At 64.7% G+C, this 15,484-nt stretch carries 14 protein-coding genes; 10 read left to right on the top strand and 4 right to left on the bottom strand.

Features of this window, described 5'->3' with window-relative positions; all coding sequences use genetic code 11:
* Positions 1-19 precede the first annotated feature (19 nt).
* The 5 genes from ACFFP0_RS06975 (at position 20) to ACFFP0_RS06955 (ending at position 6,157) form a co-directional block, all read left to right on the top strand.
* Entirely contained in the window at positions 20-370 is a 351-nt protein-coding gene (locus ACFFP0_RS06975; RefSeq protein WP_377258059.1) for a N,N-dimethylformamidase alpha subunit family protein, read from the top strand.
* Positions 360-2,606 (top strand): N,N-dimethylformamidase beta subunit family domain-containing protein, encoded by a 2,247-nt coding sequence (locus ACFFP0_RS06970; RefSeq protein WP_377258056.1) that lies wholly within the window; start codon positions 360-362, stop codon positions 2,604-2,606. The genes ACFFP0_RS06975 and ACFFP0_RS06970 overlap by 11 nt, the downstream gene beginning before the upstream one ends.
* 85 nt (positions 2,607-2,691) lie before the next feature.
* Positions 2,692-4,380 (top strand): N,N-dimethylformamidase beta subunit family domain-containing protein, encoded by a 1,689-nt coding sequence (locus ACFFP0_RS06965; RefSeq protein WP_377258053.1) that lies wholly within the window; start codon positions 2,692-2,694, stop codon positions 4,378-4,380.
* 38 nt (positions 4,381-4,418) lie between these two features.
* Complete coding sequence (locus tag ACFFP0_RS06960; RefSeq protein WP_377258050.1) at positions 4,419-5,159, top strand: thiamine pyrophosphate-binding protein; 741 nt, start codon at positions 4,419-4,421, stop codon at positions 5,157-5,159.
* Complete coding sequence (locus ACFFP0_RS06955) at positions 5,156-6,157, top strand: transketolase family protein (protein WP_377258047.1); 1,002 nt, start codon at positions 5,156-5,158, stop codon at positions 6,155-6,157. The genes ACFFP0_RS06960 and ACFFP0_RS06955 overlap by 4 nt, the downstream gene beginning before the upstream one ends.
* 35 nt (positions 6,158-6,192) lie before the next feature.
* On the opposite strand, the gene ACFFP0_RS06950 is transcribed toward ACFFP0_RS06955, so the two are convergent.
* Positions 6,193-6,915: a GntR family transcriptional regulator gene (locus tag ACFFP0_RS06950; RefSeq protein WP_377258044.1), complete on the bottom strand. Its 723-nt coding sequence runs from the start codon at positions 6,913-6,915 to the stop codon at positions 6,193-6,195.
* 333 nt (positions 6,916-7,248) lie between these two features.
* Here ACFFP0_RS06950 and ACFFP0_RS06945 point away from each other — a divergent pair, with 333 nt between their 5' ends.
* Positions 7,249-8,487, top strand: coding sequence for an aminotransferase class III-fold pyridoxal phosphate-dependent enzyme (locus ACFFP0_RS06945; RefSeq protein ID WP_377258041.1), 1,239 nt, complete (start codon positions 7,249-7,251; stop codon positions 8,485-8,487).
* A 112-nt stretch (positions 8,488-8,599) separates the two neighbouring features.
* On the opposite strand, the gene ACFFP0_RS06940 is transcribed toward ACFFP0_RS06945, so the two are convergent.
* Together ACFFP0_RS06940 and ACFFP0_RS06935 are read right to left on the bottom strand one after the other, a co-directional pair.
* On the bottom strand, positions 8,600-9,379 hold the full coding sequence (locus tag ACFFP0_RS06940; RefSeq protein ID WP_377258038.1) for an acetoin reductase: 780 nt from the start codon (positions 9,377-9,379) through the stop codon (positions 8,600-8,602).
* A gap of 98 nt (positions 9,380-9,477) precedes the next feature.
* Positions 9,478-10,869: an NAD-dependent succinate-semialdehyde dehydrogenase gene (locus tag ACFFP0_RS06935; RefSeq protein WP_377258035.1), complete on the bottom strand. Its 1,392-nt coding sequence runs from the start codon at positions 10,867-10,869 to the stop codon at positions 9,478-9,480.
* Between the two features lie 507 nt (positions 10,870-11,376).
* On the opposite strand from ACFFP0_RS06935, the gene ACFFP0_RS06930 reads away from it, so the two are divergent.
* From ACFFP0_RS06930 to ACFFP0_RS06915, 4 genes are all read left to right on the top strand, one after another.
* The gene (locus ACFFP0_RS06930; RefSeq protein WP_377258032.1) at positions 11,377-11,847 is read left to right on the top strand and encodes a hypothetical protein; all 471 of its coding nucleotides are present in this window, start codon (positions 11,377-11,379) and stop codon (positions 11,845-11,847) included.
* A 71-nt stretch (positions 11,848-11,918) separates the two neighbouring features.
* Complete coding sequence (locus ACFFP0_RS06925; protein WP_377258029.1) at positions 11,919-12,542, top strand: DUF3011 domain-containing protein; 624 nt, start codon at positions 11,919-11,921, stop codon at positions 12,540-12,542.
* Positions 12,543-12,870: 328 nt separating this feature from the next.
* A complete protein-coding gene (locus tag ACFFP0_RS06920; protein ID WP_377258026.1) occupies positions 12,871-13,992 on the top strand; it encodes a transporter substrate-binding domain-containing protein in 1,122 nt (373 codons plus the stop codon).
* Positions 13,992-14,624 (top strand): trimeric intracellular cation channel family protein, encoded by a 633-nt coding sequence (locus ACFFP0_RS06915; protein WP_377258023.1) that lies wholly within the window; start codon positions 13,992-13,994, stop codon positions 14,622-14,624. Before ACFFP0_RS06920 ends, ACFFP0_RS06915 begins: the two co-directional genes overlap by 1 nt.
* Before the next feature lie 53 nt (positions 14,625-14,677).
* Here the strand turns inward: ACFFP0_RS06915 and thiD are convergent, their stop codons facing one another.
* The gene (thiD, locus tag ACFFP0_RS06910) at positions 14,678-15,481 is read right to left on the bottom strand and encodes a bifunctional hydroxymethylpyrimidine kinase/phosphomethylpyrimidine kinase (protein ID WP_377258751.1); all 804 of its coding nucleotides are present in this window, start codon (positions 15,479-15,481) and stop codon (positions 14,678-14,680) included.
* Positions 15,482-15,484 lie beyond the last annotated feature (3 nt).

Raw genomic sequence — 15,484 nt, 5'->3', positions numbered from 1 at the left:
CGAAAACAGGATTGGAAAGATGGATCACACCAGTGACCCCAACGCGATGCGTTACCGGATCGATCCGAAGCGGCTCGATCTCGTGGACGAGTTTCGCAAAAGCCCGCTTGGCGTCCACGGTCCCGAGCTGCGCGCGATGCTGGCGAAGATGCGCTGGGGCAGGGCCCAGGGCCGTCTCGTCCTCGTCGTGCTGGAAGCCGGCAAGGCCTGGCGCCTGTCGCGCATTCCCGAACGGCGCGGCGAGCCGATGCCCTTCGTGGACGAGCGCATCTTCACCTCGCTTGCCGAGGCGGAATGGCACGTCTTCAAGCTCCGCTGGCAGGACATGACCGGCGTAACGCTACCTGCGGAGTACCAAGGTGATCTATAAGACCAACGAATATCTCGGTTATCCCGACCGCATCAGCGTTCCGGCGGGTGAGACGGTCAGGTTCCAGCTGTCGAGCAAGCGGGAAAAGGTCCATGTCGACGTGCTGCGCCTGCGTTGCGGCGATGTCGACGCCAACGGTCCCGGCTTCAAATACGAGGTGATGAAGAGCGGCATCGATGGCGTGCACGCCTGTCTCGACCAGGAAATCCGCCCCGGCTCCTGCGCCGTCGTAGAACATGGCGGTGCGCTCGTCCCTTCCGGTGGAGCCTGGTCCTTCGGCGCCTATGTCTATCCCACCCGCATCGCCGACAATGCCAAGGCGATCATGGGCAACTGGTGCGAGGCTGCGAAGCGCGGCTACGCGCTGGAAATCGATGCGGAAGGCCATCCGGTCCTGGCTCTCGGCGCGGCGCGCCTCACCCTGAAAGCCAGGGCGCGCGAGCGCGTCTGGTCCTTCGTTTCGGCAACGGTCGACCTCGTCGCCGGAAGCGCGACATTGTCGCTGATCGTGCCGGCCGACGGCACGCGTCCCGCCGCCGTCCATGCCGAGACCTTCGACCTGCCCGCCGATGTGCCGTTCGATTCCGGGCTCGCTTTCCTGATCGCGGCCCATCATCGGGACCAGACAGGGAAGTATGCCGCCCATTTCGACGGCAAGATCGAGGCGCCGCGCGTGTTTTCCCGCGCTCTCGATGCGGAGGCGTTGCGCGTCTTCGACTGGCGGCCGCGCACCGGCGCGACCACTGCCGGCCTCGTCGCCTTCTGGGACTTCGCCGATGGCATCACCACGCTCGACGTCAGGGATATTTCGCCCAATTGCCTGAGCGGGCGGCTTCACCAGTTGCCCAGGCGCGGTGTCACCGGTTTCCTCTGGTCCGGCGCCGTGCACGATTTCCGGCTGGCGCCGGGGGAATATGCGGCGATCCATTTCCACAGCGACGACATCCACGATTGCCAGTGGCAGACGACGTTCGTGCTCGACGTGCCCGACGACTGGCGCACCGGCGTCTATGCGCTGCGCCTGACACCCGTCGGCGATGTGCCGGAGCCGGATTGCGAAAGCTATGTCACCTTCTTCGTCACGCCCGGCAGGAAGACCAGGCGCGCCGACCTCGTCGTCGTGCTCTCCGTCGCGACCTATCTCGCCTATGCCAACAGCGCGCTGCGCCTCTACCAGGTGCATTTCGAAACGCTCATGGAGCACGTCCTGTGGCTGCCGATGGACGATGTCTTCATGCAGGAGCATCCCGAGATCGGCCAGTCCACCTATGACTGCCATGTGGATGGCTCGGGCAGGGCCTACAGTTCCTGGCTGAGGCCGATCCTCAGCATGCGGCCGCGCGGCTACTGGTTCAACCTGATCAACGACACCCATATTCTCGACTGGCTCGAGGAAAAGGGCATCGCCTACGACGTCATCACCGACGTCGAACTGGATCGCGAAGGCGCCAGGGCGCTCAGGCCCTACCGCGCCATGATGACGCCGACGCATCCCGAATATTACAGCTTCAACATGATGAACGGCATCATGGAGTATCAGAATGCCGGCGGCCGGCACATTTCCATGGGCGGCAATGCCTTCTACTGGCGCTGCGGCTTCCATCCCGCAGCGCCGGCGGCGCTGGAAGTGCGTCGCGGCATGGCGGGCACGCGCACCTGGGAATCCGAGCCGGGCGAGGTGCATCTTGCCGGCACCGGCGAACCCGGTTCGCTGTGGCGCCACAGCGGGTTTGCCCCGCAGAAACTGGTCGGCGTCGGCTTTTCCGCGATGATCAACGACACCTGCGGCTACTACATGCGCAAGCCGGACAGCGACGATCCCCGCGCGGCCTTCATTTTCGAGGGCACCGGCCGCGAGGAGAGGCTCGGCGATTTCGGCTTCCGCTACAACGGGGCGGTCGGCAGCGAGATCGACCGGCTGGACTACGAGCTCGGTACGCCCCGCCATGCGCTTCTGCTCGCAACTTCCGAGGGGTTGGGAGCCGGCGCGCTGCCGACGCCGGAAGAGTTTCGCACGATGGTGGACGGGCTCGACGGCACGCAGAACGCGCTGGTGCGCGCCGACATGGTGTTTTTCGAGACGGCCAATGGCGGCGCGGTCTTCGCTTCCGGTTCGATCACCTTCGGCATGTCGCTGGGCCACAACGATTACGACAACAATATCAGCACCATCACGCTGAATATCGTGAAGCGGTTCCTCGATCCGGAGCCCTTCGTGATGCCGGAAACGGCATGATGCTTCGCGACGAAGGCGGCGCCGGGACGTGTTGCCCCGGGAAGCCCCGGGCGGCGCGCCGCGCATATCTTTCCAAGAGACGGTCATGACAGAGAAACGCGAATTCCAATCCCCCGAACTCGGCTCCATCAATGTCGCGCCGCGCAGGACGCGGCCGATGTTCGCCGACGAGCACTGGAACAGTCAGCCCTGGTATGAAGCCCCGCGCGAGGATGCGGACATCCCCGAGGTCTATACCTACACCAATGCCATATCCTACGATCCCGGCGACGAAGTGGTGTTCCACACGACGTCGACCGCCGGGACCTGGCGGCTGCAGATCTATCGGGACGGGCTGGAGCCGGAAACCGTCCACGAGGTCGACGCAATCGACGGCGTCTTCGCCCCGACGCCGAAGGATGCCTACCGCAACGGCTGCAAATGGCCGGTGAGCCATCGCTGGACGCTGCCGGCCGACCTTCGTTCGGGCTTCTATCGCGTGGTGTCCTCCTGCGAGCGGGCGAACGGCGCCCGCTTCGTGCAGCACCACTTCTTTGTCGTGCGCCCGACGGAAAAGACGCGCAGGGCGAAAATCCTGATGATCCTGCCGACCGGCACCTGGACCGCATACAACGACTTCGGCGGCGCCAACCACTATTTCGGCGTGGAAGGCGATGACGGTTGCCAGGCTTCCCCGGTCCTGTCGCTGGAACGGCCCTGGACGCGCGGTGTCGTGTGGCTGCCCGCCGGCGCGCCACGCATCTGCGCCGATCCCGCACCGGAAATGGGCGACGCCCCGCGATACCCCATGAAGGAATGGGCTTTTGCCAATGGCTTCGGCCAGTATTATGCCGCCGCCGGCTGGGCGCAGTTCGACCGTCATTTCGTCCTCTGGGCCGAGAAGGAAGGCTACCAGCTGGACATGATCACCCAGACCGACCTGCATTACCGGCCGGAACTGCTCGACGCCTATCCCTGCCTTGCCATCGTCGGCCATGACGAATACTGGACGTGGGAAATGCGCGAGGCGATCGAGCATTATGTCGAGCACGGCGGCAAGCTCGCCCGCTTCGGCGCCAACTTCCTCTGGCAGATAAGGCTGGAGGACGGCGGCAGGCGGCAGGTCTGCCACAAGTTCAAGGCGATCCACCAGGACCCGGTCGCCGGCACCGAAAGGGCGCACCTGCTGACCAGCGCCTGGGAGGACCGCAACGTCCGCTGGCCCGGCGCCTCCACCATGGGCGTCAACGGTGTGCATGGCCTTTATGCCTCCTGGGGCGGTTTCGCGCCGAACGGCCAGAAGGGCTTCACCGTCTATCGGCCCACGCACTGGGCCTTTGCCGGCACCGGCCTGCACTACGCCGATATCTTCGGCGACAGGCAGCGCATTTTCGCCTACGAGGTCGACGGGCTCGACTATACCTTCCGCCATGGCCTGCCCTATCCCGTTCCCGCGGAGGGCCAGCCCGAAAGCATCGAGATCCTCGCCATGGCGCCGGCCGTGCTGGCCGAGGACGAACCGGAAGGCGAGGGCTTTCGCTACTATGTGCGGAGCAGCGACCACGAGGGCCTCGTGGAATGCGTGACCGGGGAGGTCACGCCCGAGGGGCTCGCGCGCTATAAATACGGGTCCGGCATGATGGTGCACATGACCCGCGGCAAGGGCGAAGTGCTGACGGCTGCCACCTGCGAATGGGTGATGGGCCTGAAGCGCGGCGACCCGTTCACCCAGCGCATCACCCGCAATATCCTTGACCGCTTCACAGCCGGCGAGGACGATCGCACCGAAATTTGATATATAATATGTCAATCTGGCTTGGGAGGGCCCTGCCGATGTCCAATGATGACCGCAGGGAACGGCAACCTGCTCCGCGTATCGCCGATCCGGTGGAGCTTGCGCGGATCGCCCGGTCGCTGCGTCGCGATGTCATCGAACTCGTGGCGCCCACCAGGCAAGGTTATGTCCAGCAGGAGCTGGGGGCCGCGGATATCTTTACTGTGCTCTATTTCGCCGAACTGCGGCTCGATCCGGCGGACCCGGATTGGCCGGATCGGGACCGCTTCCTGTTGTCGACGGCCCATAACACGGCGATCTTCTATGCGACGCTCGCCGCCCGCGGCATCGTCGATCCGGCCGCCATCCGGGATTATTGCCGGGACGGGTCGGTCTTCGAGATCAATGCCTCGGAGAGGGCGGGAACGGCCATAGAAGCAACGCTCTTTGCCGGCAGCGCGGGCCTTTCCAACCTCTGCCTCATCGTCGACGACAACCGGATGCAGGTCGAGGGCCATATCGACAAGGTGGTTTCCGTCGCTCCGATTGCCGGGAAGTTCCGCGCCTTCGGCTGGATGGCGGAAGACGTGGACGGCCACGACATTCCGGCGCTTCTGGCGGCCTTGGAACGCGCGCGCGCCCATGCCCGGCCGACCTGTCTCGTCGCTGCGACGGTCGCCGGGAAGGGCGTGCCGGGCCTCGAAGGCCTGCTGGCCCACAATCTCAGGCTGCCGCCGGAGGTTGCCGCCGAGGCGTTGGCCGCTCTTGCCGAGACGCATGCCGGGGAGGATCGCATATGAACGAGCCAGACCACCGAAAATCGCTGGAAGTGCGGGATTTCAACGCCAGGAGCCCGGCTGCGGCCGGTGCGCCCAGGCATTACGGGGAAGCGCTGGTCGAGGCCGCGCTGCGTGACGAACGCATCGTTTGCCTGACGGCGGACCTGACCCTCCCCACCGAGACGGACCTGTTCCGGGACCGGATACCGGAGCGATTTCACCAGGTGGGGATCGCGGAGGCAAATATGGTCGGCATCGCCGGCGGCCTGGCGCGGTCCGGCGAAGTGCCTTTCGTGCACAGTTTCTGCGTCTTCGCCACGCGCCGCTGTTATGACCAGGTGGCCATGCAGGTCGCCTATCCGCGCACCAACGTGAAGATCGTCGGCGTCATTCCCGGCCTCACCACCATGCTCGGCGTATCGCACCAGGCCATCGACGACATCGCGCTTATGCGTGCGCTGCCCAACATGACCGTCATCGAGCCGAGCGGCTCGGAGCAGGTGCGCGCCGCCGTCGCTGCCATCGCCGAACATGACGGGCCTGTCTATCTCCGCCTCAAGCGGGCCGACGGCACCGAAAAGGCGGCGGGCGCCGCCGCAACCGATTTCCGGATCGGCAGGATGCGCGTGCTGCGGGAAGGCAGGGATGGCCTGATCGTCGCATGCGGCATGATGGTCGATATCGCCATGGCCGCGGCGGAACGGCTGGCACGGGAGCAAACGGCCGTGACCGTGGTGGACATGGCGACGATCAAGCCGCTCGACCCGGCGCTTGCCGATCTCGCCCGCCAGGTGCCGCTGGTCGTGACGGCCGAAAACCACTCGGTCATCGGCGGGCTGGGCAGCGCCGTGGCGGAACTGCTGATGGAGCGGGACGTCCATGTCAAATTCCGCCGTGTCGGCGTGCGCGATACTTTCGCCGAAGGCGGTACGACGGCTTATCTCTTCGAGAAATACGGTCTTTCGGAAGAAGCGCTCGCCGATGCGTTTCGCAAGGCGGCAAGGGGCGCGGCGCCATGACGGCCCGCGCCCGTTCCGCGGTCTTTGACCCGATCCTAGGCCCCGGCCGGCGTCAGGTATCGGGTTCCTCCCGATTTTTCCAGAAGCCGGACGAGATTCTGGCCGCCTTCCATCATGTCGGCCTGAATGGCCTCGCGCACTTTGTCCGGCCGGCGCTGCCGCAGGTATTTGAGTACGGAAAGATGCTGATGTTCGTTCGGATAGGTCGGCGGGGCGTTCGGATAATGGAAGTTCAGCAACGGCCCGTTGCGCATCCAGATATCATCGAGGATGGCCAGTACCTCGGGCAGTTCCGAGCCCTCGTAGAGGCTGCGATGGAACTGCCAGTTCGCCCGAACGGCATCCGACCAGCGCTGCTGCTGCTCGGCGCTGATGAGCTCTTCGTGGATCGTCTCCATCCGGTCGATATCGGCCTCGGAAACGCGCGTGGTCGCATGTTCGGCCGCAAGTCCCTCGAGAAACAGCCGGACCGTCCTCAGCTCGATATACTGCTTGGCCGTCATATGCGCGACGATGATCGAACGCCCCGCCTGCATTTCCAGCGCGCGGCCGCGCACGAGCTGCATCAGGGCCTCGCGGATCGGCGTTTCCGAAACATTCATCGTCGCCGCCAGCTCTCGGATCTTGAAGCGGTGGCCGGGCCAGAAACGGCCTTCCATCAGCGCCTGACGCAGATTGCTGTAGACAAGGCCCGTCAGGCTGTCGCGGGCGACCGGACCCACGCCGTTGTCGCCGGGCGACTGGTCGATATCGGCCATCTTCACTCCTCAAATGCAGCCTTCGGCGACCGTTTCGCCGCGAAAGTCCAAGACTCAATCATATATAATATAGGTGGTACCGAGCGCCGACAAAAGCCCGCTCGCACATCCATGCCCAGAAATAAGCCCGGAAATGAACAAGGCGGACGGGCGCGGTCCAGCCCTTCAATTGGGGCCGCGCATCCGGGCCGTTCGTTCCTTCACCCCTGACTCCCGTCTGGCGCGATGTCGCGCCCTCGTAACTGCCTTTCCCGAAAGCAGGGCACATCACAAAACGCTTGCTTTCCGCCTTTCAATATATGATATATCAAATCCCAAGATGGAGAATCGCCTATGTCGGAATTGATGAGAACGCAGGACATCGCGCTGCGCGCCCGTGCCGAAAAGGTCGTGCCGAGCGGGATGTGGGGGCATCTCCATGCCGCCAAGCTGCCGGAAGCTTATCCCCAGTTCTTCAAACGCGGCGAAGGAGGCATTCTCTGGGATGTCGACGGAAACCGCTATGTCGATTTCATGTGCAGCTGGGGCCCCAACCTCCTGGGACATCATCATCCCGAGGTCGAGGAAGCGGCGGAACGCCAGCGCCGCCAGGGTGATTGCCTCAACGGCCCGGGCGAGGTGATGGTCGAGCTCGCCGAACTCGTCGTCGACACGATAGGCCATGCGGACTGGACGCTTTTCCAGAAGAATGGAACGGACGCGACGACCACATGCGTGACGGTCGCCCGCGCGGCGACCGGCAAGCGGAAAATCCTGGTGGCCAAGGGGGCCTATCACGGCGCGGTTCCGTGGTGCTCGCCATCCCTGCTCGGGGTCACGGCCGAAGACCGGGCTCACCTGATATATTATATCTTCAACGACATCCAGACGCTCGAAGCGGCCGTCAGGGAAGCGGGGGACGATCTGGCGGCGATCGTCGTTTCGGCCTATCGCCATGACCTTGGTTTCGATCAGGAATTGCCGACGCAGGATTTCGCCAGGGCGGCGCGGCGGCTTGCCGATGCCGGGAATGCGGCCCTGATCCTCGATGAGGTCCGCGCCGGGTTCCGTCTCGATATGGCGGGCAGTTGGGAACCTCTCGGGGTACGTCCCGATCTTGCCGCCTGGAGCAAGGCGATCGCCAATGGTTATGCGCTGTCGGCGGTGACCGGCCGCGATTGGCTGCGCAAAGCGGCGTCGCAGGTTTTCGTTACGGGTTCCTTCTGGGCGGGGGCGGTTTCGATGGCCGCGGCCGTCGCGACATTGAACGTGGTGCGGCGCGATAACGTGCCCGCGCGTCTTGCCCGGCTCGGCCAGATGCTGCGTGACGGGCTGGAGACGCGTTCCCGTCAATTCGGCGTTTCGATCCGGCAGAGCGGTCCCGCGCAGATGCCCGCCGTTCTCTTCGACGACGACCCGGATTTCTCAAAGGGCTCCGCCTTCTGCAACGCGGCTCTGGCGAAGGGCGTCTATTTCCACCCGAAGCACAACATGTTCCTTTGCGCGGCGCACACGCAGGCCGATATCGCCACGGCGCTCGAGGCTGCGGAGCACGGGTTCGCAGCCGTGGCGGCGCTGAGGGATTCCGCCTGAAATATGCCGTCGGGACATGCTCGAAAACGCAATGTCCCGACCGGCGTGTCGTGCTCTGCAGGCAAATTCCCGCCCGCGGAAGCAGGCACCTCGCGGACGGGCGAAGGCAGCCCTATCGATAGACGATGCCGCCATCGGTAAGGATCGACTGACCGGTGATGTAGTCGGAATCCCCGCTTGCCAGGAAGGCCACGAGGGCGGCGACGTCATCGGGCGTCTGGGCGCGGCCGAGCGCAATGCCCTCGACATATTTCTTGTATGTCTCGCCTTTCGGCGCGCCGGTGAGATCGGAGAAGCGCTGGTCGATCTCCACCCACATGTCGGTCCCGACAATGCCCGGGCAATAGGCGTTCACGGTGATGCCGGCGCTGGCATATTCCTTGGCCGCGGCCTGGGTCAGGGCGCGGACCGCGAACTTGGTCGCGGAATAGACGCCGAGCAGGGCGAAACCGTCATGGCCGGCGATGGAGGAGGCGTTGATGATCTTGCCTTTCTGTCCCCGCGCCTTGAACTTGGCGGCTGCCGCCTGGATGCCCCAGAGCACGCCTTCGATGTTGATCTTGAAGATGCGGTCCACCTCTTCCGGGGTCACGTCGGCGATGGGGTTGACCTGGGCGATCCCGGCATTGTTGACGATCACGTCGAAACCGCCGAGCGTCTTTTCCGTGTGATCGATCGCGGCATAGATCTGATCGCGCCGGCTGACATCGGCGACGAAGACGGTCGCCTTGCGCCCGAGGGCTTCGACTTCCTTCTGAACGGAGGCCAGTTTATCGGCCTTCACGTCAATGAGCGCGAGATCGGCGCCGTCCCTTGCGAGGCGAAGCGCGATGCCTCGTCCGATGCCCTGGCCCGCGCCGGTCACCAGAACGACTTTTCCATTCAAAGACATGATCATGCTCCTTTCAAATCGGGGAGATCCCGGCCCGGCGGAGGACTGGACCGGGATGCCGGTCCCGTGGCCCGGAGCCACGGAGACCGGGAAGAGGCTCAGAAATGCGCGTCGATGTCGACGACATCGATCAGCTTGTGGTTGACGAATTCCTTGAGCCCGAGGCCGAGAAGCTCGCGGCCGTAACCGGAGCGGCGGATGCCGCCGAAGGGAAGATCGGCCTCGACCTTGGTTGGATGGTTGACGAATACCATGCCGGTCGAGATCTTCCGCGCCACTTCGGCGCCGTGCCTGATATCCCTGGTGAAGACGGAACCGCCGAGCCCGAAGGGCGAATCGTTGGCGATGCGGATCGCATCCTCCTCGTCCTTCGCGCGGAACAGCATCGAAACGGGGCCGAAGAATTCCCAGTAGCGGGCCGGGTTGTCCTCGCCGATCTCGGTCAGGATCGTCGGCTGGACGAAGGCGCCCTGGTTGGGCACCGGCGGGCCGACCTCTTCCGCCTTCGCGCCATGGGCTATGGCCTGACGGAGCCTTTCCCTGATGTCGTCCGCGGCCCCCTGGGAGGAAAGCGGCGCCAGCGTGGTTTCAGGATCGAAGGGATCGCCCGCCCTGAGGCCGGCGACACCCTGCCGGTAACGGCTGAGGAAGGCGTCGTAGACGTCGTCGACGACGATCATGCGTTTGGAGGAGACGCAGACCTGGCCGCCGTTCCAGTGCCTGCCGAAGACCGCCCACGGGACGGTCTTTTCCAGGTCCGCATCGGCGAGCACGACGAAGGCGTCGGCGCCGCCGAGCTCCATCGTGGATTTCTTCAGCGCCTTTCCGGCCTGGGAGGCGACGATCGAACCCGCATCTTCCGAGCCGGTCAGCGCCACGCCATGGACACGCGGGTCGTTGATGATCATCTCGACCTGCTTGCGGGTGGCATAGAGATTGATGAAGGCGCCGTCCGGCAGGCCCGCCTCGCGCATCAGCTTCTCGAAGGCCGCGGCGCTCTGCGGCACGTTGGAGGCGTGCTTCAGCAGCATCGTGTTGCCGGCGGAGAGCTGCGGGGCGATGATGCGCGCGATCTGGTAATAGGGGAAGTTCCAGGGCTCGATGGCGAGGAGGACGCCGAGGGGCTCGTGGACGAGCACGGCCTCGCCTTCGGCCGGGTCGGCGACCGGCAGCCGTTCCGGCTGGAGTAGTTTCTCGGTATTCCTGACGTAATATTCGAAGATCCTGGCCGACAGCTCGACCTCGGCCTTCGCCTCGCCGAACAGCTTGCCCATTTCAAGGGTCAGAAGCCTGGCGTAGTCGTCGGCGTTCCGGCGGAGAAGATCGGCGGCCTTCTGGAGGATCGCCGCACGGGTGGCGAACGGGGTTTCCCGCCAGGCGAGGAAGGCGGCGTGCGCCTTGCCGATGGCGTCCCGGACCGTTGCGTCGGTAGCGTAGGCGAAGGTCTTCAGGACTTCGCCGGTATAGGGGTTGGTGCTTGCATAGGCCATTGCTGGCTCCTTTCTTCGGGGGGAAGGCAAGATCTGGATTCAGGCCCCAAGGTCCTTCTGCGACGGGGCCTGCTGCCCTGTCGCTGGGAGGCAGGTTAGGCCGTTGGGAGAGCCGCACTTTGATCGTGATCAATGAGGGGAGCGATCAGGAGCATCGGGGCCGGACCGGCCCGGTTTGCCAGGGGGGCCAGCAGGGCCGGCATGCGCATGCAATCCGCAGTTGGTCGGCCGTGGCGCGTGCCGAACGTCGGGGGACGGGGGATCTCGCGCCGGCCACGCTTGCCCTGACCGGCAGAATCGTGGACGATAGAGCCGCGAATTTGGAAACCCAGAGCCTGCGACGGTGACCGGAGGGACGGATCATGTCGACCGGAAGGACCAGTTCAATTTCGTGGAGGGCGTATCCGTTCAACCGGATCGTGCAGCCGGCTCGCAAGGCGCTTTGAAAGGACGTGCCGCACAGGCAGACCTGTTTCAAGTTTTTCAGCCAGGAGGTCGATATCCCTTATGTATCCTGAATTTTTCTCACCCACGCATAATTCGGTCCGCAAACTGCTCCTCGCACTGGGAGCCTCGGCCGTGCTCGCTCTCGCGGGAGCGGCCCCCGCCGGCGCACAGACCGCCGCCGATGTGAATGCCACGCTCGACACGCTGTTCGGCGACCATGCGTCCTATCAGCAATTCTTCGAGACGCTGAAGAAAGCCGTTGCCGCCGACGACAAGGCGGCTGTGGCGTCGATGGTCGACTATCCCTTTCAGGCGCGGATCGGCGGCAAGGCCGTGAAGATCAAAGATGCGGCGCATTTCGTGAACGACTACGACAAGGTGGTCACGAGCAAGGTGAAACAGGCCGTCGCCAGGCAGACCTACCCGACGCTGTTCGCCAATTGGCAGGGCGTTTCCATCGGCGACGGAGAACTCTGGTTCTCGGGCGTGGGCGCGAAGAACACGGTCAAGATCATCGCAATCAACGACTGATGGCGCCTGCGGAGCAGGGTCCCGGCCATCATCTTCCATCACCGTTCCGTAGCCCGTGAAAGGGAAATGATATGTCTCGCTATTTCAGCATCGCGATCGTGGCGCTTGCGCTCGGCATTCTCGGCGCCCCCTGGATCGCGACCGACGCGCGCGCCCAGTCGACGGTCGAGTGCCAGTCCAGAAACTACCAGTATGACGAATGCTGGGCGGGGCCGCTCAGCAGGCCGCAGCTCATCCATCAGACGTCCGGCGCCGCCTGCATCCTGAACCGCACCTGGGGATACAATCCCAGGAGCAAATACATCTGGGTCGCGCAGGGGTGCGCGGGAGTCTTCGCCGATGTCGGCGGCTATCATCACGGGCGCGGCGACGGGTTCGATCCCGACGCCCGCATGTACGACCATCACGGCCATGACGTCGGCGCCGTCATCGGCGGCGCCGTTCTGGGCGCGCTGATCGAAGGCATGACGGAGGATCACCACGAGAAGCATTCGCATTCGACAAGCAACAACCGGTACGAAAAGGGTTATAACGGTTGCCACGGCATAGGCTGCCAGGTCGACAATCCGGATCAGGCCATCGATAACAGGCCGCAATTCGACCGGCAGGGAAATCCGAACTTCGACGTGCATGGCAACTATCAGGGCTGCCACGGCATGGGTTGCCTTGTCGATGATCCCGACGCCGGCAAGTGAGGCCTGCATGCCTTGTGGTCCCGGCCGGGAAACGCGCTGAGGCCGGCGGAGCGCAGCTTGTCTTGCGCTCCGCCCCGACCGTGGAAACCCGAGGCGACATCAAGGCCCGTCCGGGTGCCGCCACATGACCGGCATCGCAAGGCGATCGGGAGATACCATCATCAATTGCGCCATCGCTTTGGCGCTGGGCAAAACTTCGGCTAAGTTCGTATCCGGTATGAGTTGCAAAGACAATCGACAGAAGGGAAGCCATGAGAGGGGCGCGGGCCTCTCATGGCATTCCGGGATCGCACGGCGTCCGGAGCGGCGGCGAGGGATGTTCCGGGGCATGTGCCGTGGCTTCCGGGATGCCTGCCGCAAACCTTTGCAGGTCGTCTGGGCAATCCTCGCGATCTGCCTGATCGCCGGCGGGCACGCCCGGGCGCAGGCGCCCGCCCCGGCCGCGAGCCGCACCGTCAATGTCGGGCTCTACGTCAGCCCTCCCTTCGTCACGGCGCAGGAGGGCGGCAGCTATTCGGGCATGGCGATCGATCTGTGGGACGCAGCGGCGGTCCGCCTCAATCTCGCGACGCACTATGTCACCTATCCCACGTTCAGGGATCTCGTCGAGGCGATGCGCAAGGGCGATATCGACGCCGCCGTGACCAATCTGACGATCACCAGCGAGCGCGCCGAAGTGGTGTCGTTCACCCAGCCGTGGTTCGATGCCGGCTTGCGGATCATGGTGCCGGACCGGGGAGCCGGCGGTTTCTGGAGCGTGGTGACGGGGCTGGGAAATGCCGGGCATCTGCGCGCCTATGCCTGGCTCCTGTTCGTCATCCTCGCCGCCACCCTGGGCCTGACCGTATTCGACCGGCGGTTCGATCCGGATTTTCCCAAGCGCTGGCGGGAGGGGTTTGCGGAAAGTTTCTATCAGGTCATCGCGACCGCGATGACCGGGCGCATGTCGCGCAGCAAGAACCTTTTCGGCTGGATGGGGCGGATCTGGTCGGCCATCTGGATGGTCTGCGGAATCGCGGTGATCGCCTATATCACCTCTTCCGTGACGAGCGTGATGACCGCGGTTTCCATCAGCCAGGGGATCAACTCGCTCGCCGACCTGCCGGACAGGACAGTTGGCGTGTTCACCGGAAGCGTCGCTGAGAACTACGTGACGGGATTGGGCATCGCCTCGCGGCCCTATCCCGACATAGACGTGGCCGTCGCCGCGATGAAGGCGGGCGAGGTCGACGCCATCGTCGGCGATGCGCCGATACTGGAATATTATGCGCACGGCCACCCCGAACAGAAGGTCGCGGTGGTCGGCAACATCTTCCATCCCGACAAATACGGTTTCGCTTTCCCTCACGACAGCGATCTGGCAAGGCCTGTGACATTGCAGATCCTCGATCTTCACGAAGACGGGACGATCGCGAAATTGCGGCTGAAATATTTCGGGAGTTCGCCCTGATGATGGGATCGGAACAGATACTTCACATTCTCTATCTCATCGCCATCGTCGCGGAGGCCATGACCGCCGCGCTGGCGGCGGGGCGGCGCAACATGGACTGGGTGGGCGTCTGTCTGCTCGGATGCGTAACCGCGCTCGGCGGCGGCTCGCTGCGCGACGTGCTGCTGGACCACCATCCGGTCTCCTGGGTTCAGCATCCGTCGTATCTGGTCGTCACCGGCGTGGCGGCCTTTGCGACGATCGTGATCGCGCGCTACATGCACCATCTGCGACGCCTTTTCCTGTTCCTAGACGCCGTGGGACTGGTGCTGTTCACCGTTATCGGCTGCAATGTCGCGATCGGCCTCGACATGCCGCTGATCGTCGTGATCGCGTCGGGCCTGATCACCGGCTGTGCCGGCGGCGTGCTGCGGGATGTTCTATGCGCCGAGGTTCCGCTGCTCTTTCGGGCGGAACTCTACGCCACGGTGTCGGTTGCAACCGGCCTGATCTACATTGCCGGCCTGCGCCTGGGCTTTTCCCACGACCTTACGACGGCCGTTGCGATGACGGTCGGGCTGGCCCTGCGCATCCTGGCGCTCCGTTTCGGATGGAGCATGCCGAAGTTCGTCTACACCCAATCGCTCCACTGACCTGGAGCGCCGCGCGTCCGAACGGGCGCACGAAGCGCGCTGCCGATGGAGCCTCACCTCCACCATTCATGGAAATGCTGCACGGGTCCGTGGCCCGTGCCGACGGAAAGCTCGTCCGCGGCGGCAATGGCGCCGGCGAGATAGGCCTTGGCGATGGCGACCGCGTCTGCCGGCGCGGCGCCTTTGGCAAGCTCGGCGGCAATCGCGCTGGAGAGCGTGCAGCCCGTGCCGTGCGTGTTCCTGGTGGGCGCGCGCTTGCCTTCGAACCAATGGATGCCGGCCACGTCGGCCAGCACATCCGGACTGTCTTCGCTTTCCAGATGCCCGCCCTTCACCAGCACCGCCTTCGGCCCGATCCGCTGGAGGCGCCGGGCCTGGTCGGCCATGGCCTCGCGGGTCGTGGCGACCGGCTCGTCGAGCAGGGCCGCGGCTTCCGGCAGGTTGGGGGTGACGACCGCGGCGAGCGGCATCAGCTGGTGGGCGACGGCCGCCACCGCATCGGAAGCAAGCAGCGGCGAACCGCCCTTGGCGATCATCACGGGGTCGAGCACGATGGGCAGGCTGTCATGACGGGAGCGGAGCATGTCGGCGATCGCCCCGGCAATCTCCGCATTGGCGATCATGCCGATCTTCACCGCGTCGACGCGGACATCCGCGAAAACCGCGCGGATCTGCTCCGCCACGAAGGCGGCGGGCACGGTATGCACGCCGGTCACGCCTTGGGTGTTCTGCGCCGTCAACGCGGTCAGCACGGCCATGCCATAGGCTCCGCGCGCCGAAAACGTCTTGAGGTCCGCCTGGATGCCGGCGCCGCCGGAAGGGTCCGAACCGGCGATGGAGAGAACATTCCTGATCATCGG

Origin of the sequence: Neorhizobium puerariae, from assembly GCF_042429745.1 — a bacterium.
In the GTDB taxonomy this organism is placed as follows: domain Bacteria; phylum Pseudomonadota; class Alphaproteobacteria; order Rhizobiales; family Rhizobiaceae; genus Neorhizobium; species Neorhizobium puerariae.
Note: the sequence above shows the minus strand (reverse complement) of the source record. Positions and strands in the feature narration are given on the sequence as shown.